This is a genomic window from uncultured Maricaulis sp., assembly GCF_963976135.1.
Lineage (GTDB): Bacteria > Pseudomonadota > Alphaproteobacteria > Caulobacterales > Maricaulaceae > Maricaulis.
The window spans coordinates 1-21,705 of record NZ_CAXBKN010000050.1 but is presented as its reverse complement, the minus strand read 5'-3'; the positions used below and the strand labels follow the sequence as shown (position 1 = coordinate 21,705).

General features: G+C 64.2%; 13 protein-coding genes and 1 pseudogene. 7 read left to right on the top strand and 7 right to left on the bottom strand.

The window, feature by feature from the left end; all coding sequences use genetic code 11:
• Positions 1-151: 151 nt before the first annotated feature.
• Together AAC023_RS08435 and AAC023_RS08430 are read right to left on the bottom strand one after the other, a co-directional pair.
• Positions 152-1,042 carry an ABC transporter ATP-binding protein gene (locus AAC023_RS08435; RefSeq protein WP_339740110.1) on the bottom strand — a complete coding sequence of 297 codons (891 nt, stop codon included), beginning with the start codon at positions 1,040-1,042 and terminating at the stop codon, positions 152-154.
• A gap of 142 nt (positions 1,043-1,184) precedes the next feature.
• The gene (locus AAC023_RS08430; protein ID WP_339740108.1) at positions 1,185-1,691 is read right to left on the bottom strand and encodes a MarR family transcriptional regulator; all 507 of its coding nucleotides are present in this window, start codon (positions 1,689-1,691) and stop codon (positions 1,185-1,187) included.
• Positions 1,692-1,855: 164 nt separating this feature from the next.
• Here AAC023_RS08430 and AAC023_RS08425 point away from each other — a divergent pair, with 164 nt between their 5' ends.
• Complete coding sequence (locus tag AAC023_RS08425; RefSeq protein ID WP_339740106.1) at positions 1,856-3,661, top strand: ATP-binding cassette domain-containing protein; 1,806 nt, start codon at positions 1,856-1,858, stop codon at positions 3,659-3,661.
• A gap of 19 nt (positions 3,662-3,680) precedes the next feature.
• Here AAC023_RS08425 and AAC023_RS08420 read toward each other — a convergent pair whose 3' ends face one another.
• On the bottom strand, positions 3,681-6,341 hold the full coding sequence (locus tag AAC023_RS08420; RefSeq protein WP_339740104.1) for a M14 metallopeptidase family protein: 2,661 nt from the start codon (positions 6,339-6,341) through the stop codon (positions 3,681-3,683).
• Between the two features lie 241 nt (positions 6,342-6,582).
• Here AAC023_RS08420 and AAC023_RS08415 point away from each other — a divergent pair, with 241 nt between their 5' ends.
• Complete coding sequence (locus AAC023_RS08415; protein ID WP_339740102.1) at positions 6,583-7,266, top strand: Crp/Fnr family transcriptional regulator; 684 nt, start codon at positions 6,583-6,585, stop codon at positions 7,264-7,266.
• Here the strand turns inward: AAC023_RS08415 and AAC023_RS08410 are convergent.
• The 4 genes from AAC023_RS08410 to AAC023_RS08395 all read right to left on the bottom strand — a co-directional run bounded on the left by AAC023_RS08410 (position 7,249) and on the right by AAC023_RS08395 (position 12,931).
• The gene (locus tag AAC023_RS08410) at positions 7,249-9,069 is read right to left on the bottom strand and encodes an adenylate/guanylate cyclase domain-containing protein (protein ID WP_339740100.1); all 1,821 of its coding nucleotides are present in this window, start codon (positions 9,067-9,069) and stop codon (positions 7,249-7,251) included. The genes AAC023_RS08415 and AAC023_RS08410 overlap by 18 nt on opposite strands.
• A 52-nt stretch (positions 9,070-9,121) precedes the next feature.
• Positions 9,122-9,727 carry a hypothetical protein gene (locus AAC023_RS08405; RefSeq protein ID WP_339740098.1) on the bottom strand — a complete coding sequence of 202 codons (606 nt, stop codon included), beginning with the start codon at positions 9,725-9,727 and terminating at the stop codon, positions 9,122-9,124.
• Between the two features lie 62 nt (positions 9,728-9,789).
• The gene (locus tag AAC023_RS08400) at positions 9,790-11,841 is read right to left on the bottom strand and encodes a toll/interleukin-1 receptor domain-containing protein (RefSeq protein WP_339740096.1); all 2,052 of its coding nucleotides are present in this window, start codon (positions 11,839-11,841) and stop codon (positions 9,790-9,792) included.
• A 277-nt stretch (positions 11,842-12,118) separates the two neighbouring features.
• On the bottom strand, positions 12,119-12,931 hold the full coding sequence (locus AAC023_RS08395) for a DUF3108 domain-containing protein (RefSeq protein ID WP_339740094.1): 813 nt from the start codon (positions 12,929-12,931) through the stop codon (positions 12,119-12,121).
• 216 nt (positions 12,932-13,147) lie between these two features.
• On the opposite strand from AAC023_RS08395, the gene AAC023_RS08390 reads away from it, so the two are divergent.
• From AAC023_RS08390 to AAC023_RS08370, 5 genes and pseudogenes are all read left to right on the top strand, one after another.
• Positions 13,148-14,860, top strand: coding sequence for an autotransporter assembly complex family protein (locus AAC023_RS08390; protein WP_339740092.1), 1,713 nt, complete (start codon positions 13,148-13,150; stop codon positions 14,858-14,860).
• A gap of 2 nt (positions 14,861-14,862) precedes the next feature.
• Positions 14,863-18,915: a translocation/assembly module TamB domain-containing protein gene (locus AAC023_RS08385; RefSeq protein ID WP_339740090.1), complete on the top strand. Its 4,053-nt coding sequence runs from the start codon at positions 14,863-14,865 to the stop codon at positions 18,913-18,915.
• Between the two features lie 122 nt (positions 18,916-19,037).
• On the top strand, positions 19,038-20,018 hold the full coding sequence (locus tag AAC023_RS08380) for a mechanosensitive ion channel domain-containing protein (RefSeq protein ID WP_339740088.1): 981 nt from the start codon (positions 19,038-19,040) through the stop codon (positions 20,016-20,018).
• Positions 20,008-20,985: a zinc transporter ZntB gene (locus AAC023_RS08375; RefSeq protein WP_339740086.1), complete on the top strand. Its 978-nt coding sequence runs from the start codon at positions 20,008-20,010 to the stop codon at positions 20,983-20,985. The genes AAC023_RS08380 and AAC023_RS08375 overlap by 11 nt, the downstream gene beginning before the upstream one ends.
• Before the next feature lies 1 nt (position 20,986).
• Positions 20,987-21,705, top strand: a pseudogene (locus AAC023_RS08370) (hypothetical protein); the annotation flags it as partial.

The window sequence follows — 21,705 nt, the reverse complement described above, 5'->3', positions numbered from 1 at the left end:
ATCTGGATATTGTCGATGGTGATGCCACCGAAAACCAGCAGGAAGAAAATGGCGAATACGGCAATGAAAGTGGGCGAGAACAGCTGATAGCGAATCTCGAACCCGGCGATTTTGGAGAGCATGATAAGCTCCTTCCGTTCAGGTTCGAGGATCAGGCAGCGACGGCCGGGGCGGACTGGCCCTGGCGGATGGTCGCGAAATACACGTCTTCCAGATCGGCCTGGATCGGCTCGAAGCCCTCACCCGGATTACTGTCGGAAACGACGTGGATCCGCACCTGTCCGACGGTCAGCCGCTCGGAGATGATATTGTACTGGCTGCGCAGGCCGGCCAGTTCGGACTTCGCAATGGTGCGCGCCCAGACCTTGCCATCCATCTGCGCGATCAGCTCGCCGGGCGAGCCCTTGGCGACGATCTTGCCGCCATTCATGATCGCCATGTTCGGGCACAGGTCAGAGACATCCTCGACGATATGGGTGGAGAGGATGACGACGACATTCTCGCCGATTTCCGAGAGCAGATTGTGGAAACGATTGCGCTCTTCCGGGTCGAGGCCGGCGGTCGGTTCATCGACAATGATCAATTGCGGATCGCCGAGCAGGGCCTGGGCGATGCCAAAGCGCTGGCGCATGCCGCCGGAAAAGCTGGCGACGGCCTTGTTGGCATGCTGCGCCAGATTGGTCTGTTCGAGCAGGCCGGTGACGACTTCCTTGCGCTGCTTGCCGTTGGAAATGCCCTTGAGGACAGCGAGATGGTCGAGCATGGCCCGCGCCGACATGCGCGGATAGACGCCGAAATCCTGTGGCAGGTAGCCCAGAGTGGCGCGCAGGGCCTGGGGATCCTTGAGAATATCGATTTCGCCGAAGGTCAGCGTGCCCTTGTCGGGTGCCTGCAGCGTTGCAATCGTACGCATCAGGGTCGATTTGCCCGCGCCATTGGGGCCAAGCAGGCCGAACATCCCCTTGGGAATGGACAGATCCACCCCGTCGAGCGCGCGTACCTTATTGCCGTAGGTTTTCGACAGTCCCTTGATTTCCAGCATGTTGTAATCGCGGCCACTTGCGGGCCCCGCCCCTCTTGATTGCCATTCCCGGCCGGATTGGCCGCGCAGTTTGTCAGTCCATACCACCAGCCTATCGCCGATAGCAGGGGGACACGCCCTGGCGCAATCCCCGTCATTCGAGCTATCCGGCGCTGTGTTGCGGCGCCTGTGTCACGGTTTCCGTCTGCATCCGGGCCAGCAGCGGGCGGGCCAAGAGTGCCGTGCGAGCATCAACCATGCCCTTGTGCAAATCCATCCCGATCTCGTCGAACAGGTCGCGATAGGCCTGTTCCAGCTTGGGCAGGAAGGCCTGAAGCTTGTCACCCTCGGTCTGACCGGCCGGCGTCAGGCTGACCAGACGGCGGCGGCGGTCATTCGGATCATCACCGATCACAACCAGGCCCTCCTTGACGAGCCATCGCAGACGCTGGGAGGCGAGCTGGTGTGACAGGCCCAGGCGTTCAGCCAGCGCCGACACGGATTGCGGTCCGCCATGATAGAGTGTCTGGACAAGGCTGGTCGCATAGGCGGGCAGCGTCAGCCCGTGCGCCTGCAGACATTGATCCATCTGCTCATACAGCGCCGCCGAAGCCTGGCGAACTCGCAGGGCAAAGGCCGCAGGGCGGCCGAAGAACGGGATATCACTCATGGATATTGTCGCCATACCAGGGTCAGTTTGAACGCCTGCCTAACATCATACAATAAATTGCGCAATTTACCGTATAATTACTTTTTGGACGGGTTTGGTTTTTCCGCCCGCCGACCTGATCGCGGACCGTGACCTTCATCGCGCGGACCTGTATGCGGTGCCTCATGGCTCCACCTCTTCTCACGCTCCAGAATATCCACCTCACCTTCGGCGTCACCGCCCTGCTCGACGGCGCTGATCTCAGCGTTGGCGAGGGCGAACGCCTGTGCCTGGTCGGCCGCAATGGCTCGGGCAAGTCGACGCTGATGAAAGTCGCCGCCGGCACAGTCGAGCCCGACGAAGGCGAACGCTTCGTCCATCCCGGCTCGACGATCCGCTATCTCGAGCAGGATCCCGACCTGACGAAATTCAAGACGGTGATGGCGTATGTCGAGTCCGGCCTGACCGGCGGCGATGATCCCTATCGCGCCCAATACCTGCTGGAACATCTCGGCCTGACCGGGCTGGAAGATCCCAAAGTCCTGTCCGGCGGCGAAGCCCGCCGCGCCGCCCTGGCCCAGGCGCTCGCTCCGAGCCCGGACATTCTCCTGCTCGACGAGCCGACCAATCACCTCGACCTGCCAGCAATTGAATGGCTGGAATCCGAGCTGAAATCGAGCCGGTCCGCCCTGGTTCTGATCAGCCATGACCGGCGCTTCCTGTCCAATCTCTCGCGCAAGACGCTCTGGCTCGATCGTGGCCGCACGCGGCTGATGGAACGCAGTTTCTCCGCCTTTGAAGCCTGGCGTGACGAAGTGCTCGAAGCCGAGCAGCTGGAAATGCACAAGCTCGACCGCAAGATCGTGCGCGAGGAACACTGGCTGCGCTATGGCGTCACCGCGCGGCGCAAGCGCAATGTGAAGCGCCTGTCCGACCTGCAGGGTCTGCGCCAGCAGCGCCGCGAGCATCGCGGCCCCCAGGGCCAGGTCAATCTGCAATCCTCCGCGGCCCAGGATTCCGGCAAGCTGGTCGCCGAGGCGATCGCGATCAACAAGGCCTATGAAGGCCGCGATATCGTCAAGGATTTCTCGATCAAGATCGCGCGGGGTGCCCGGATCGGGCTGATCGGCCCGAACGGCGCGGGGAAGACGACCCTGCTCAACCTGCTGACCGGCAATCTGGCACCCGATAGCGGCGAAGTGCGCCTCGGCACCAAGCTGGAAATGGCCAGTCTCGACCAGAAGCGTGTCGCGCTACAGCCGCAATGGACACTGTCCGAAGCCCTCACCCAGGGCGGCGGCAATACCGTTGAGGTCAATGGCCAGTCCAAGCATGTCATTGCCTATATGAAGGATTTCCTGTTCCCGCCGGAGCAGATCAATACCCCGATCGAGGTCTTGTCCGGCGGCGAGAAGGCGCGCGTCATGCTGGCACGCGCGCTGGCCCTGCCGTCCAACCTCCTGGTGCTCGACGAGCCGACCAATGATCTCGATCTGGAAACCCTCGACCTGCTGCAAGCCCTGATCGACGAGTATTCCGGTACCGTCTTCATCGTCTCGCATGACCGCGATTTTCTCGACCGCGTCTGTACCAGCGTCCTGATTGCCGAGGGCGACGGGAACTGGACCGAATATGCCGGTGGCTATTCCGACATGGTGTCCCAGCGCGGCTATGGACTGACGCCGCTCGGCGGTGATGTCGCGCCGAACCGCAAGGCCGCCGCCAAAATGGCCGCGCCGCCACGGGTCGAAAAGCGCAAGATGGCCAACAAGGACCGCTATGCGCTCAAGCTTCTGCCCGGCGAGATCGACGTGCTCGACAAGGCCATCACCAAGCTCGAAACCGAGCTCGCCGATCCGGACATATTCAAGGACACGGCCCGCTTCACCAAGGCAAGCAAGGACCTCGCTGCAGCCCTGGCCTCACGGTCGGAGAAGGAAGATCGCTGGCTCGAACTGGAAGCCGAACGCGTCGAGATCGAGGGCGAGTAAGCCCCCGGTCCCGAAGCCGTCAGCGCATGCCGCGACTATGGGCCGGCCCCAGCAGGACAGCATTGAGCAGCAGAAGGTCCAGCCCTTCCAGATAAGCGCGGGTCGTCGGTGCCTGGGTGAAGGCGATCACCTGGCCCGCGCCCATGGAATTGGAGATGACGAAGGGTTTGAAGGCAATCTGCGACGCCGATTCAGCCCACATATAACCGCCCGCCAATAGTGTCTCCGGTCCGGCAAACCGCATTGCCGTATCGGCGGCATCGCGGCTGACGGGGGCGTAGATATCGGAACCGGTCACCAGCGCCGCCGCGCCGCGCGAATAGCCCGCCGACATCCAGGCATCCGGATTGGCCTCGACCCGCAGCAGCGCACCGGGCGAATAATCCGGCATCGCGCCCTGCTCGGCCTGCACCGCATCGAGTTCGTCCGCACTGGCCAGCACCACCGCATCAACCACGGCCTGGTCCTGCGCACTTGCACGCGGCGTCTCGGCGGCCCGTTCGCGGCGGGCCGGGATCAGACCCACTTCCGGATCCGCCAGCCAGCGCGTTGCATCTCCGAGCCCGACCAGCACACCACCGGCGCGGACAAAGCGGGTCAATTGATCCGACCCGCTGGACCCGAGCACTGAGGCATAACCGCTGCGGCCCTGCTCCGGCAGGATCAGGACATCAAAGACCGACAGATCGGCCCGCGCCAGCGTGCCGGCGCGAATGATGCTGACCGGCATGCCATAGCGTTGCTCCAGCACATAACGCGTGGCACCGGCCGAGTTTGAATCAGTCCCGTTATCCCAGAGCATCGCGATACGTGGGGCCCGAACCGGCAGGAAATGTTCGGAACCCGGATTGGGGCCTTCATCAACCCAGCTTGAGGCGAGACCGACAAAGCGGGCGCCAATTTCACTGCCGAGGCGGGCAATCAGACGGTCGAGATTGGCTGGCGCACCATGACGCGGCACGACGACGCTGCCGCGCGGGAATGTCCGCTCACCAATCGTGAAAGCCACATCGCTGGAACGGGCCGGGACACCGGCCGCGGCGAGCGCTGCCACCAGACGCGCCTGGCCGGCATCCTCCCAGGCAATCGCATAGCCCCAGGCGGCGCCGGCACTGGAACCGGTCGAGGCAATCGCATCATCGGCAGCAACCGGCTGACGGCTCAGGCCCGGATCACGGCGGCAGACGACGGAATTGACATTGTGCATCAAAGGCAGGGACCAGGCGGTCACGTCATAGAGTTCAGCGCTCAATCCGCGCGCCCGGCGGCTTTCCTGCTCCTGCATGAAATCGCCCGGCAATTCCGTGGTGTCTTCGAGCAATGTCCGCGCCAGCCGGCCCGCGGGCTGGTTGAAACTGACCTCAAACGCACCGTCTTCAAACCGGGCGCCGCAAGCGGAAACCGGGCCTGCGACCCGGCCGACCTCAATGCCCTGCGCGACCAGCGAACGGGCCAGCCGCTCGGCGCCCCAGCGATTGGTGGACAGATCGAGCAGGACCGATTGCGGCCCGCTCTCATCGCTGGCCGCCGAAGCGCGGAAATTGAGGTAATCGCGCACGAAGCGCTCGCGATTGGCGGCCACGACTTCGACCGTCGACAGGCTGGCAACATAGTGATGTTCGACGGCTTCACCATAGGTGAGAAGCGAGCCATCGCGCCGGCGCCAGACCAGACCGCGGGCCGAGGCCTGCTCATAGGTCATCGCCACCGCGCCCTGCAGGGTTGGCCACATATCGCCATAGCCCGGATAGAAGGCGTCAAAGACTTCACGCGTGAAATAATCATAACCGAACTGGTCGAACCAGCGGCCATGATTGCGGCCGATCAAATCCTGGGCATCGCGCTGGCTCTGCACCACATGCGGATTGAAGGGTTCAGCCGACGGCGCGAAAAAATAGCTGCTATCGCCACCCATTTCATGTGCATCGACGACAACGAGAGGGCGCCATTCGAGCATCGCCGCGACGCGGCCGCGCGTCTCCGGCTGGGTCATCGCAAACCAGTCGCGATTCATGTCGAACAGATAGTGATTGGTGCGCCCGCCCGGCCAGGGCTGGTCATGTTCGGCCGTGAAACGGTTCTCGTCGGGCTGCAGACCGCGCGCGGCGGCGAAACTGTGCACGAAGCGCGCCCGTCCATCGGGGTTTTGCACCGGGTCGATAATGATGATGGTCTGATCCAGGATCTGGTCGATCCCGGTATCATTGCGCGATGCCAGCAGGTGATAGGCGGTCCGCAGGCCGGCATCGGTCGAGGAAATCTCATCGCCATGGACGCCATAGGAAAGCCAGACGACGGCCGGCGTCGAGGCGACCAGCCGGTCGCGCGCATCGGCCGATAGCCCGCGCGGATCGGCCAGTTGTTGCAGATCGGCCTGGATTGCGTCGAGCCGCTCAAGGGATTGCGGGCTGGCGATGATGGCATAGGCGAGCGGACGGCCTTCCCAGCTCGTGGCATAATCGACGACGCGGATGCGATCGGGAGCGGCCGCCTCCAGCGCTCTCAGATAGGCAATGGCCTGTTCCGGCGGTGTAATTTCAGCACCGAATTCATGACCCAGGACCGACTGCGCCGTTGGAATTTGCGCATCATATCGGCCAGCCAGCGGCGAAGATTGCGCCAACGCCGGTGCCGACGCCAAAACCAGACCGACCAAGGCCCCGAGCAGATGCTTCATCATGGAATCCCCGTGTTTCCTGGTGGCAGTTAAGCAGGTTTTTTGCGGCCCGTGAAAGCCTAGTTGCTGTGGATGGCGGATGCCGAAACCGGCGGTCAATTCCCGGCCATGCCTCCGCAGCGCCGCCCGGGCCCCGGATTTCCGCCTGATGACCGTCCCGATCCGGCGGCGTTTTTCGCTGGCCTTCTTCAGACTGATCGCTGATTATCCCTAACAAGCAACTGTTTGCGAGACGGGGACACGAATGGTGGCGGACAAATCCTGGGCATTGGCCCTGGATGCTCTCTCTCTGACGGACGAGAATGCTCGCGCCAGCCTGATTTCGCGTGCGGAAATTCGACGCTTCCCTGCCGGTGCCAGCATTATCGCCCAGGATGACCAGGGCGATCAGGTTTTTCTCGTCCTCAAGGGCACGGCGCGGGTCGTATTGCTGTCCGAGGGCGGTCAGGAAATCTGGCTCGATACCTTGCAGGCCGGCACGATTATCGGCGAACTCGCCGCTTTGACCGACCGGCGCCGGACCTCGGAAATCATCGCCGAAACCGAGTGCGAGCTGGCGAGTTATTCCGCGGCCGTCTTCCTCGACCTGCTCCAGCAATACGGCGATCTGGGCCTGGCCCTGGCGCGCATATTGGCGCAACGCGTCCACCACACGACGCAACGCATGTTCGAGCTCTCGGCGCTGTCCGCACCGGGCCGTATCTATGCGGAAATCCTGCGCATGTCGGAATCGGCACAGGCGGGCCAGACCCGCATTATCCGGCCCATCCCCTCGCTGACCGCGATCGCCCTGCGGGTCAATACGACCCGCGAAACGGTGTCGCGGACGGTGAGCAATCTTGAACGGCGCGGCATGCTGATGCGCCGCCCCGACGCCTTCGAGGTCGTGGATCCGGATCACCTCGCCCGGCTAAGCTCCGCCAATTGAGACAGCCTCGTCGAGGGCAGCCGGGCAATTGGCCGCCACCGCGCGCAAGCTGAACATGCCGATCTGCGGCATCAGGGCGTCAATCTGTGTCTGACCGACATATTCGCAGCGGAATTCCGTCCCGCTCGCCATCGCCAGTGCGGCCGCGAACGGCGTGCTTACGAAGATCGATCCGGGCAAGGTCGCGCGCTCGATTCTTGAGGCGACCGCCACCTGGCCGCCAAACAGGGTCGGTGCCTTGCGCAAGGGATCATCGCCCTCATGCACGGGCCCGTAATGCCCGCCAATCCGCAGGGCGAGATGTTCGGGCAGACCCAGGGCCTCCAGATCGATTGCGAGGAAGGCGCGGCGCAGCGTGTCGGCGGCACGTGCCGCCTCATCAACACCATGAAAGGCCAGGAAGAGGCCATCGCCCCAGCTATTGGCATGCATCGGCGCCGGCTCGATTGTCTCACACACTTGCGCCAGCACACTCATGATCGATTTGACAAAGACCGGGACCAGATCATCGGCCACAGTCGAGGAGCCACACACATCAATGAAGAGCATCGCCCGCAGAACCTGGCGGAAATCCGGATCGGTATCGGCTCCGCCAAGATTGTCGCCGCGATAGCGATCCAGTCCGGTGACCGGAACCTGGATCTGGCGCAAGCCCGCCTCCTGCCAGACATTGCGGTCATGGGCCGTGCCGAAGGGGTCGACTGAGGGTGAGAGATCGGCGACCAGCAACTGGACCGGTGAGGTCGCCAGAGCGCTGGCGCGCATCCGGGCCAGACCCATCGCGACCTCGCTGGCGAAGCGGATATGCTGGCCGGAGAGGAGTTTGCGGTCGGTCGTGACTTCCAGAATTGCGGCGGCACTGGACAGACAGGCCTCGCAGCGCTTGACCCAATCACCGCCCAACGGCCGCACCGATGCATCAATGAAGACATTGACCGGTACCGGCAGGACCAGGTGGAGCTCATTGCCGCGTTCGATGGCGACTTCGGCGACCATGATGTCGGCACCCGCCGCGATCGCCCCGTAGCACGGCCCGATATTCTCTTGTTCGAACGCCGCCGCGACAGCGCATGCCAGGCCCGCCTCGCGCGCCGGTCCGACGCCATCAGCGCAAGGTGCGGCATGAAACAAATGACCGGCAAAATGGCAGGGTCGGGCGGGCTCCATCTCCCGAAGCCAGGGCAGGGGCAGCTGTAGCAGGCGCATGACCAGCCGCAATTGCCGGATTGTCGTGGCATGAGCCATCGAATTGCCGCGGTCGCAGGCGATCGCCGATCGCAGCGCCAGATGGGCCGCACCGGTATCGCCGAGCAGAAGATGGGCCTCGGCCTGCGAGGCGAGCCGGTAATAGGCCTCCTCGGCATCGGCCGGACTGGCGCTGCGGCAGGATGCCAGCACCTCGCGCGCCAATGAATCCGAGCGCTGCCGGTCGCCGGCGAGCAGATATAGCGTCGCCGCATTGATGCCGGGATAATGGCCGCCGGTCTCGGAGAAAATGCGGTGATACTGGTCGGCCGCGACCGCCGCCAAGGGCGCAACCTGACCGGCGCTTGCTTCCAGCGCCATGCTCTTGCTCAGCCTCGCGCCCAGCGCCAGGCTATCCTCGTCATGACTGGCTTCGGAGAGACGGAAATGGCGAAAATCGAGCTCCGCGCGCTCCAATGCCCCGGAGCGGACCAGGCAAAGCACGGCGCGGTGCTTGAACCAGCCATCATCGGGTTGCTGCGCCAGGGCCGCCAGGCACAAATCATAGGCGCGCGCGAGATCTCCCTGGTTAAACCTTTCGAGAATTATCTGCCGCATCCGCCCTCCAGCGGCCGTCCTGACTCAAAAAGGCCCGAGGATCGCCGGCAGGTCAATCTTCATTCTTGATGATCGGGTCGACGATGATGCGCGTGTGCTGGAGACCGCCCGCCTGCGCTGCATCGATGAAGAGTGCGAATTCGAAACTCTCATCGGTCTGGGTGCAGCTATCGACCAGCTGGAAGGCATTGGGTTCCTGGCTCACACCATTGAGGGTCAGCCAGTCAAGACCACCGAATTCACCTTGGCCGAAGCCCGTCTTCAGCTTGATCCGGGCCGGCTCAAATATCCAGTTTTCCATGCTCAGGGCAAAGATCAGCCGACTGGCGCGATGCACGTTCAGATCATAGGGGCTGGGCTTGACGCTATTGCTCGGCGTCCACATCGGTGCGAGCGTGGTGTAGGCGAGGGCGCGCAATTGCGCGGCATCAAGTCCGGGATTGCCGGTGACCACCGAGCCGAAGCTGGAAAGTATGACCCCGATCTGTGTATCGGTGAAGGGCTCGCGATCATCATCGCTTCCGGTGAGCACGACGAAACTGCTGCCGCGCAGCGTGCTCACGCTGATCTGGGTGCACTCGTAACTGCGTGCCGGTGCGGCCAGTAATTCGGTCTGCACCCGATTGCCATCAAGCCCACTCATGTCCGCGATTGTCATCACCGGCCCCTATCCTCAAGTTCACGCCGGGGCAAGCCGGCGCCTGGACGATCCCTGCGGATCTAATTCGCCTGCGCTGCATCGCCCGTGGCGATCACGGATTGCGCGCGGTGAAATTCCATCGCGGCATCAAGCCGCAACTGGCTGGAAATCGGGGCCAGTATATCCACCATATGCGAGCGCAACGCAGCCGCGGTCACGCCATCGCCGCGGCTGCGTTCGAGATCGGCCAGATCATTGGCCGCGGCGGCATAAAGATAGGGCCCATACTGGAATTCAGTCTGCCAATTGGCCTCGGCGACCAGAGATGCCATCAAATGATCGAGCCGCAAATGCGCCGAGTCCAGCTGGCCCATCGCGATAAAGATCCGCGCTTCGACCAGGCCGGCATAGAGTCGCGTCTCCGCAATACGCGCGCTGACATCCGCCATCCAGGAGGGGTGGGCCATATAGGCCGAAGCGTCGAGATAGGCTTCCCGGGCGCCGGCAACATCATTGGCGAGCAGGCGTGCCTGAGCCAGCCACAAGCGCTGGCGCACCGTGGTCAGGCGCCAATTGCCATTGGCCGGATCGCGCTGCAGCAGGGCATCGGCCTCAAAGGCGGTCGCCTCCAGTATAGCCAGCGCGGCTTGCAGGTCAGCCGCCGGTGTGTCGGGACCCGGAGCGATCAACAGACGCGCCAGGGCCCGCTCGGCATTGATCGCATCGCGGCGGATATTCCAGTCATCGACCTCGGCGGCGAGCTGGTCCTCATAGATCGAGATTTCCTGTTGCCGGGCGGTGATCGCCGCATCACGCCCATCAGTCATCTCATAGGCGGTCGCAACCCAGGCCAGCGCGTTGGCGTGATCGACATGCGCCTGCACAGAATCCGGCTGGCGCGCGGCCAGATTGGCCATCAGGGCGCCGGCGGCGACGAAGGAATCGCGGGCTTCAGGCAGGCGTGCCGACTGGAGATAGACCACGCCCAGATTGGTGTTGGCATAGGCGTATTCGGCCAGCCATTCGGTATTGTCGGCATCGATTGCGGTAAGCCGCGCGGCGAGGTCGCGATATTCGCGGAAATGCCCTTCAGCATCATCGAGACGGCCCTGGCGCCAAGCGTAATAGCCCACCCAATAGGCGCTCTGGGAGTGTTCGAAAATTCGCGCCGGGTCGTCATCTACCGTCTGCAGCAATTGATCCGTCGCATCATAGGCACGGCGGAAATGGCCATAGGCCGCTTCCAGGTCGCCCTCCGCTGATTCGATTTCACCAAGCAGATGGAAGGCGCGGGAACGGCGGCCCAACGCATCAGCCGACAATTGCCGCGTCGGCTGCGCCGCGTAATAGGCGACGACCTTCTCGCCAACCGCGTCGAGAACATCGAGCCGTCCGACCGGCTCCAGCTTGTCTTGAAGATCGCTCAACATGAATTCGATCAGGTCCTCGGCATCGGCCTTGCGGCGTTCGGCCTCGGATCGGGCTGAATACGCAAGCAAAGTCAGGCCTGTCATCACTATCGCGAGGAGAAGGGAGAGCATCGTGACCGTAGTCACGCGTTGCTGGCGGCGCTGGAGATCGCGTTGAATGATCTGGTCGAGGCGCAGGTCGAGCATGCCCGCGACGAGCTTGACGATGCCCATCCGGAAACCATCGCCCTTCGGACGGAAGTCCGCACCGATCGGCTCGGCCTCGGTTTCGGGAGTGCCGGTCTCGAGCAGGGCTGCCGGGAAACACGCCTGCTCGCCCGCCATGCCGTCGGCCACCGCCCCGGGGTCGCCGGCAATGATCGCCGCCAGAATCTTCCCTTCCGGGTTCACGCTGCGGAATTCATGGATCTCCTGATTGACCCAGCGCGAGGCCGCTGCCGCAGGCGAACAGACCACGATCAGAACCTCGGACTGGCCCAGCGCCGTGCGGACCGAGGCCGTCAGATCGCCCGCCGCCGGCAAATCATCACGGTCGCGAAAAATGGGGTTGAGGCGTTTCGGGACAACACCCTGCGCAGTCGAACTGCCGACGAGATTGCCGGGCAGGCGATAGGCCTCCAGGGCGCGGTGAATACGGCGCGCCCAGCGGCTGTCTTCATGGCTATAACTGATAAATGCCCGGTATTTCGTCTGCCCGCTCATAACGCCCCTGCTCCCAAGCCGGGGACATGATCATGCCAGTTGCCGGACGGCGCAAGCTCGACGGCAAATTGCATGGCCCTGCCGGGCGAAGCCGGGGAAAAATCCGGCGGGGCGCGAGGCGAAGTTGGGGCTTCGCTTGGGCAAGGACTCGCACCCCGACCGGCCCCCAAACGAGGAGGAGGAGGGCAGCTGCGCACGGCAGCCTGTCAGGAGAGTTGCAGATTTGCCGGCAGGCGCAGTGTGACCGTCATCACAGGTGCGCAAATTCCGGGTCTCGCTAGGGCGTGGCAGCGGTCAGCCTGATATCAAGCTCGGCGACCTGCACAGTCAGGCCGCCGAAACCGGCCCGTGTATGCACCCTGACCGGCAGATAGAAGCCATGTTCTGGAAAGGCCGCCAACCAGATATCGAGCGGATAGCGCAATTCCGCCGGGCTCGGATAATCCTCGGGGTCATAGCCGGCGATCGGCTCGTACCAGGCATGGCAGAGGACGGCTTCGCCGCGCCAGGCCGGTGTGCGGATGGTCTCGCGGCCCCCGGCCTCCAGGCGCAGGTCATAGCGCGCCTTGCCGTCGAACACGGGCAGGCTGCCGGAACAGACATCGGCCTCGCCGCCAATGCGCGCCTGTGCCAGCAGGAAAACGGCTGAAATCGGATCGATCACGTTCTCGCGCTGCTCCGCTGTCGCCGGCGGAAGGCCAAGCGAACCGAAAGGTGGCGTGGCGTGGGCCGAAGCCATGCGGTTCTCGAAGGCGATATCAACAGCGCGAACCTTCGAGCCGGTGCGCTCGACATGGGCATAACGCAGGGGCAATACGGAAGCCGGCGTGCGCAGTCCCTCCACTTCGGCGCGGATATCGAAATCGGTGAACAGGGCCGCCAGGCCGGCTGCCTCAACAACTGTGTCGGCGGCATAGCGCTCGGGATCGATCTGCGCTGACAGGCTGATGGATCCGACCCTGAAAATCAGCACCGAACTGGAATAGCGCGCCGTGATCATTCGCCCGCCGGGGGCGAGCTCGGCAGCGGCATCGGCCGGGATTGCGCGCTCGCCGGCGACCGAACCGGCCAACACCAGACTTGTGGCCACCGCAAGGACTTGAAACAATGCTGGCATGATCATCCACCGCGTCCGCTTCCCGATGGAATACTGCCGGAAAACGACGGTGGCAAATCCGCAGCCGGGCAATTGCCGTCGCGTATGCTGGACCCGTTCACGGGGACCGGTGCACCAGATGCAGAGAGTCTGTGACGCGGCCTGCCTGCATGCCTATATGACTGCGAGTCCGGAGGAAGGTGGCCGCGCGTGAAGTCCTTCATTGTCTCACTTGCCGCACTGATGGTCTGCGGGCCGGCTATCGCAGCACCACTCGCAACGATCGAGGGTATTGCCGATCCGGTCTTGCTCGACGCGTTGCAGGCGGCAGTCGGCGAGCGTGCGGAAACCGACAGCCCGGCTGACGGGCCACTGCGCCAGGCACGCAGCGCCGCCGATCGCGCCCGGCGCCTGCTGCGGTCCGAAGGCTATTACCGGGCGCAGATCGATCCGCGCATCGATAGCCGCTCCCAGGCCGTCATCCATATCACCCTGGGACCGCGCGTGCGGATTACAACAATCGATACGGTCACGGCACCCGATGCCGAAGCCGCCCCGGTGGCACGTGCCGCCATTACCTTGCGCCTCGACACACCGCTGCGCGCCGCCGAGGTGATCGCCAGCGACGCGCGCGGTCTGGCCGCCTTGCAGGACTCGGGCTGGCCCAGCGCCGAAAGCGGCGAACGGCGGATCAGTGTCGATCACGCCAACGACACCGCTGCGGTGCATTTTGTCTATGATACCGGCCCCTATTCGGTCTATGGCCCGCTTGAGATGGACAGCACGGAATGGCGGCCGGGCTTCATTTCCGGCCTGTCGCCCCTGACCCGCGGCGCTACTGCCAGCCGCACGCAAATCCTCGAATACCAGCGCCGTCTCGACACCCTGGCCAGCGTACGAACCTCCCAGGTCATGCTGGGCGACGCCAACCCCGACAGCCATGAACGGCCGGTCCGGGTCGAGCTGACGCCATCGGCGCGCCACAGTATCGAAACCTCGCTGAGTTTCGCGACCAGCGAAGGCGCCGGTGCCAATTTCGACTGGAAACGGCGCAATATGTTTCTCGGTGACGAGACCCTCACCCTGCAAGCCAGTATCGCGACGCTGCAGCAAGGCCTCGGCGCGACGCTGACCCTGCCGCACTGGCACCGCTACCAGCAAACGCTTCTGTTCAGCGCCGGGCTTCAATCCGAGGAAACCGACGCCTTCGATCAAACCGAGCTCCTGTTGAGCGCCGGTGTGACACGCCGGGCCGGTCATCTCGAATATGGCGCCGGCACGCGGCTCGACATCTCGCAAGTGACCGATACTACCGGCCCCCGCGACGCCAATACGCTGGCCCTCGATCTGAGCGCCGCCTACGACACGCGCAATAATCCGCTCGATCCGGAAGAGGGTTTGCGCGCCCGGCTACAACTCTCTCCGGCCACGACCTTCGGCGATGTCGATTCGCGCTATGTGCGTATTGAAGCCCGCGCCAGCAGCTATTACCGGATCTCCGACGACCTTGTCGCGGCGGCACGCTTGCGGCTCGGCACAGTGCTCGGCACCTCCGCCGAAAGCCTGCCGGCCGATTTGCGCCTCTATGCCGGCGGCGGCGGATCGGTGCGGGGCTACAGTTATCAATCGCTCAGCCCGCTCGGCAGTGATGGTTCGCCCTTCGGTGGCCAGTCCGTGACGGAAACCAGCCTTGAGCTGCGCTGGCGCGTGCGAGAGCGATGGGGCGCGGTGGCCTTCCTGGATTCCGGAGCGGCCTCGACAGCATCCACGCCGGACTTTTCCGAATTCAGCTCGGCTCTCGGTATTGGTGTCCGCTATTATTTCGACTTCGCGCCGGTCCGCTTCGACATCGCCACCCCGCTCGACCGCAGGTCCGGTGATGCGGCCATCCAGATCTATTTCAGCCTCGGGCAGGCGTTTTGACGATGACGCAAAACATCCCCTGGCGTGGCCTGCTCAAGGCCCTTGCCCTGACGGCGGGCGCGCTGCTGGTCCTGGTGATCGGCGGGGCGCTGGCACTCAGTCACGGGCCGGGCCGCTGGCTGGCTCACTCCATGATCGACGGACAGGAGATCAGCGAGATCGGTGAGGTTCGGATCGTCGGCCTGCACGGCAATCTATTGTCTGAATTCACCATTGACCACATCACCCTGACCGACTCGGCGGGCGTCTGGCTCGAAGCGGAAGCGCTCACCGTGCGCTGGCGGCCGCTATCCCTGATCCGCGGCCCGGTGCGAATTGATCGGTTCACGATCGAGCATGTCGCGATCACCCGCGAACCCGACCTGCCAGACCAGGGTACGTCTCAATCGGGCGGCGATTTGCCGGCATTCATTCTGAGCGAGGCGCGGATCGACCGGCTCGATCTGGCCGAGGGTCTGGCCGGCCCGGCGGCGAGCCTGCAGGTCCGCGCCGATATACAGCTGCGAGCCGGGGCACCCGGCCAGGCCTCGATCTCCATCCTGCGTCTGGACGCACCCGGCGACGCCATTGACGGCCGGTTCGAGATTCTCGCCGATGGCCGCATCAATGGTCATTTCACCGCCTCGGGCGCTCCCGGCGGCCCGCTGGCAAGCCTGGTGCAAATGCCCGATGAGCAAATCGACATCGCCGCCGATCTCGGTGGCAATACCCGGTCCGGCGCCGGTGCGTTCACCGTCCGCATCACCGGACGCGAACTGGCCAATGGCCAGGTGAGCTGGGCCGACGATGCCTGGCAGCTCGATAGCGCCGTGGAGCCGGGCAACTGGTCCGGCTTGCCCGAAACCCTCGCGCCAATCCTCTCGCACGGCGAGTTGCAGGCGCAGGGCTCGATCTCGCACTTCGGCGTGCGCAGCGCGCGGCTGCATGCCGATACGCTCGATATTGAACTGGTCCTCAATGCGGCGCAGAGCTGGGATCTGGCCCTGCGGACGAGCGGCCAGGCGCTGGCGCAATTGTCCCGGGGCGAGGTCAGTGCAGGGTCGCTACGCTTCGAGGGCATTGTCGGCCTGACCGAAGGCTATGGCCTTGACGGCGCAATGGCGGTCGAGGAGCTGAGCGCCGGGGGGGCGCAAATCGGCGCAATCAGCGGGCCGGTGCAGCTGCGCTATAATTCCGGACAGCTCGATGTCGCGGCCCAGCTCGAGCTGACCGCCCCGGCGCTGGGCGAAAGCGCTGTCGATGATCTGCTCGGCGAGCAGGCCAGCCTGACCCTCAATCTCGCGGCTGATCTCGATCAGGGCCGCTATCAGCTGACCGGTTCGCACCTGGTGGGGGCACATATCACGGTCGATGCGGACGGGGTTTACGGGCCCGGTGATGACCGGATTGCCCTCAATGCCCATGCCCGGATCGACGACATCGCGCGGCTGACCGATCGCGCCAGCGGGCCGGTCTCCGCCGTCATCACCACAACCGGCCGCAATGAAATCGAACTGGTGATTGACGGCAGCGCCATCGAGACCGATCCCCGCCTCACCACGCTGATCGAAGCCCTGAGCTTGAGCGCAACACTACGCCTGGAGGAAGCCGGCTGGCGCGTGCCGGCCCTCTCGCTTCGCTCGACACGCCTGTCACTCGAGGCCCAGGCGCAGGGCAGTTCCGGCGAGGACTGGCAAGCCAGCGGCGATCTGGCATTCTCCGGTGCGCTTGAAGGGGTGGCGCTGAGTTTTGCCGGCGGGCTGGCGACCGGCTTTGAACTCGACTCGGTCGGCGGGCTGATCAGCGCCCGAACGGTCACGGCCACCGAAACAATCTTGCTGGGCGAGACCCGGTTCAATGTCCCGCGCCTGGCTCTCAATGCCGAATATGATGACGGCAATCTCTCGGCCGACTGGACACTCGCCGGCCGTTATGAAACCCGCGACCTCCTGCTCGCCGGCACGGCCGAGCAGGCCGGCGCGGACTGGACGGTCGCGGTGCGCGACAGTCAGTTCGGCCCGTCTGTGATCGAAGCCGATGCCAGCATCGACCAGGACCGGCTCCAGATCAGCCTGCTGGCCGGCACCCAGGCGCGCTGGTCGCTCTCAGTCGAATACAATGCCGCGCTCGAGGCTCTTCTCGACGGCAATTTCGATGCCCGGCTCGGCGTCCGGGACATGGTCGGCGGCAATTTCATTCTGACCGACGCCCAGGTCTCGCTGAGCGGGCCGATGGCGGGTCTTGCCCTGGAGGCCGACCTCTCCGGCCTGGCCGGCGTCCCCTTTGATCTCAATGCCACGGGCATGGTCAGTATCACCGAGAGCGGATTGCGCGCCGAATTGCGCCCGGCCGGCCATCTCGGCGCCAATGCCTGGGAGACCATGGAGCCCGTCCGCGCCGTGATCGAAGGCGAGCATCGCGCGCTGGGCGGCCAGATCAGTTTCGGCGGCGGAGAGCTCGGCGCACACTGGCAGGAAAACGCTGAACGCGCGCAGCTCGATATCGCGATCAGCCGCCTGCCTGTGGACTTGATGGTCGACCTCGCCGGATTGCCGGCGGTGGACGGCATGGTCGATGCGAGCGCCGCCCTGCAACAGACCGATGGTATCTGGCGCGGCGGTGCCGAGCTGGTGGCGAGCGGCCTGACCGCCGCATCGCTGGCAGATGCGCCGGATTTGCGGATCGAAACCCGCCTCACGCTTGGCGAGGACACGCAGATCGACACACGCGCTACCGGTGGCGGATTGACCGCGCGCGCATTCCTGACCCGTTTGGGCGCTACCACCGATCTGCTCGCCATTCTCGACGGGCCGGAGGCGGTGATCAATGGTGGTATTGAGGCCAGCGGTGAAATCCAGTCGCTGACCGCGTTGCTCTTGCCGATCGGGACATCACTCGCGGGCGATGCCGATATTGATCTCATGATTTCCGGGACGCGCAGCGCCCCCGAAATCGACGGCTCCATCGCCCTGCAGAACGGCCGGTTCAGCGCCGCCGATAGCGGCACCGATATTCTCGATATCCAGTTGCTGGCGCATGTGCATAACAGCGAGGTCGAGCTGGAGAGTTTCAGCGCCAGCGATGGCTCGACGGGCCAGATGCGGGCCAGCGCAGCCGGCCGGATCACCGCGCAGGGTCCGCGCGGCCAGGCCGACATCACTTTCGAGAATTTCATCGCCACCCGGCGGCCCGACCTGACCGCACGCATGACCGGCCAGACCCGCCTGACGATGGACGAGGACGGCCTGCTGGTCGCGGGGGAAACCCGGCTCGACCGCATCTATGCCCAGCCGCCGGCCAATGGTGTCGCCGCAATTCCCCAGATCGAGGTCACCGAACTCAATCTGCCAAAGAACCAGATCCGGGCCTCGCGGCCGCGCTTGCCGATCCGGCTCGATTACCGCGTCTATGCCACCGACCAGATCTATTTCAATTCATCGAGTTTCAACACTGAATGGCGAGCCGATATCCGCATTACCGGTCAGGCAAAGAAGCCCACCCTGACAGGGACGGCGAACCTGGTGCGCGGCTCGGCGACGGTGTTCAGCCGGCGCTTCACCCTGGAAGAGGGCGAGGTCCTGTTCAACGGTCCGCCGACCGATGCCCGGATTTCTCTACTGGCGCACTACCAACGCGAGGATTTCCAGGCCGATGTCGCCGTGTCCGGATCACTGATGTCGCCCACTGTCACACTGACCAGCATTCCCACCCTGCCGGATGACGAGATCATTGCCCGGCTTCTGTTCGACCGGTCGGCCAGCGAGCTGGGCCCGTTCGAGGCCGCCCAACTGGCGGCACAGCTCTCGGGCCAGGACATTTTCGGCTTCTTCGGGCGTTTCCGCGAACTGGTCGGCGTCGACCGGCTCGACATCGGGTCCGATGCCAATGGTGGCCTGACCGTCACCAGCGGCCGGCGGTTCGGCAATGATTTCTATGTCGAGGTCGAGAGCGCCGGCGCCGCGGCACTGAGTACGGCGAGCGTGGAATGGACACTGACGCCGCAGCTCAGCATTCTGTCCCGCCTCAGCGCCGACACCGAAGCGTCGGTCGCGATACGCTGGCGCCGCGATTATTGAGCCATTGACGCAACGCGCCCGGGCGGTCGCCTTGCACCACCAGTCGTGGCAGAGTAGGCAGCAAGAGGACGGCCCGGCAGCATCGCCGGTCCCGAAACGGACAAGAGCACGGGTGTTCAGGCATGGGTGATTTCTGGAAGCATATCATCAAGCCGAAGGGCCCCTGGGCTCACTGGCTGATCTTCATCAGCCTTCTGGGCATTGTCGCCGCCGGCGTCACCGGCAATCTGGCGATTGTCGCCCAATATCTCGATACTGAAGCGCTGACCTTCCGGACCGGTGAATTCCATGTCAGCCCGTATGACGCCCTGCGCGCGCTGGTATTGCTGGTCCTGATTTTCTGGGTGACGGCGGCAATCGCCGACCTGGTGCAACACCGGGTTCGCGGGCTTTCAAAACTGCACCCGACGACGCGGACCCTCGTCTCGAAAATCCTCCAGATCGCGATCTATATTATCGCGATTCTGGTCTCGATGGACGTGCTCGGCCTCAATCTGACAACGCTGACCGTGTTCAGCGGCGCGGTCGGCATCGGCATCGGCTTCGGCCTTCAGAATATCGCCTCCAACTTCATCTCCGGCCTGATCCTGCTGCTGGAACGCTCGGTCGATATCGACGATCTGATCGAATTGCCCGACGGGGTGACGGGCTTCGTGCGCAAATCGAGTGCGCGCTACACCCTGCTCGAAACGCTCGACGGCAAGGAAGTCCTGGTGCCGAACGAGGACTTCATCACCAATCGGGTCACCAACTGGACCCTCTCGACCAGCAAGGCCCGGGTCGAAATCAGCGTCGGCGTTGCCTATGGCAGTGATCTGGAACTGGCGCACAACCTCATTCTGGAAGCCGCCACCGAGCACGCGATGTGCATGAGCGAGCCGGCTCCGCAATGCTTTCTGCGCAATTTCGGGGACAGCTCGATCGACTTCATCCTGACATTCTGGGTCGAGGATATTGTCGCCGGCCGCTGGCGGCCGCAGAGCGATGTGATGTTCGCGATCTGGCATAAATTCCGCGATAACGGCATCGAGATTCCCTTCCCGCAGCGCGATCTGCATATCAAGAATGCGGCCGCGCTGAAGGAGGCGATCAATGCCCAATGAATTCGGCATTCTGCACGCCTGCTCGATCAATGGTGACGGGCGCGGCGATGTGCTGACAGGCGATGATGTCTCGCGCCTGATTCGCGACGAGGCGCTCGCCTGGGTCCATCTCGATGCCGGCCATCCCGGCGCACGCGCCTGGCTTGAACGGGAAATCACCTATCTCGACCCGATCATCATCAACGCCCTGCTGGCCGAGGAAACCCGGCCGCGCATGGTGATGTTCGAGCAGGGGGCATTGATGATCCTGCGCGGCGTCAATCTCAATGAGGACGCCCAGCCGGAGGACATGGTCTCGATCCGGCTCTGGATCGACGGTTCGCGCATTATCAGCGTGCGCCGCCGCCGGCTGAAAGCCGTCTCCGACTTGCGCGAACGCCTGGCCGAGGGCACGGGTCCCAAAAACGCCGCAGACTTCATCGCCATGCTCACCGCGCGCCTGTTCGAGCGCATGGAACCGGTGCTGACGGAATTGGACGAACGGCTCGACGATGTCGAGGAAGATGTGATGGAAGCGCCGACACCGGCCTCGCGCCAGGCCATTAACGGGCTGCGCAAGCAGGCGATCATGTTTCGCCGCTATATCGCGCCCCAGCGCGATGTCATCGCGCATTTGCGCACCTCCGAACTTCCCTGGCTCGACGCGATGAACAAGCGGCGCCTGCAGGAAAATCTCGATATGGTGATCCGCTATATCGAGGATCTCGACACGATTCGAGAGCGGGCCCAGATCGTCAAGGACGAGCTGGCCAATGGCCTGGCCGACCGGATGAACAAGAATCTCTACGTGCTGTCGGTGATCGCCGCGATCTTCCTGCCGCTGGGCTTCCTGACCGGTCTGCTCGGGATCAATGTCGGCGGCATTCCCGGTTCCGACAATGTCAGCGCCTTCTGGTTCTTCGTCGCCCTCCTGTTCGGGATTGGCGGCGTCCAGATTGCACTCTTCAAATATCTGAAATGGATCTAGCATGAGACGGGCGGCGCTATTGGCCGGTCTGGCTATCGCCATCGGCAGCCTACCGGTGATGGCGCAATCTGCGTCCGACCCCGCCCCTGGCGCCTGGCATGAACAGACAGACAGGGCACAAAGGCTGGACGCCAGTCCGGTCTGGACCGGCCCTGCCGCCGATCCGGCCCGGCTGAAGGGTCTGGTCACCGCGATCCGTGCATCGGCCAGCCACGGGCTCGATCCGCAAGACTATCACCTGGCCCGGCTTGAAGCGGTCGATTCCCTCCGGACCGATCCCGCCATCGACGCACTCGCGACCCGCGCCTGTCTGAGCCTGGCCGGCCATCTTCTGGCGGGCCGGTTTGACCCGGTCCGCTTCGAACCCGACTGGACAGCGCCGCGCCGCACGCGCGATCTGGGGGCCTGGTTGGCACAGGCCATGGCCGGTGGCGACATCGCCGCCCGTCTCGATGCCCTCGCCCCGGACGAGCCGGGCTATGCGGCCTTGCGCCATGCACTGGTGCACTATCAGGCGACCGTCGAAGCTGGCGGCTGGCCCTTGATCGAGGACGGGCCCGAATTGCGGCCTGGTGACCGGGGCCCACGCGTGGCGCAGCTGCGCGCCCGGCTGGAGGCCAGTGGCGATCTGGCACCGCTGCCAAGCCCCACCGAAGCCGGCGGTCAGGCAGGCGGCGCCAGCGACCTGGTCACGCCAGATCCCGCCAGCCCAGACCCCAC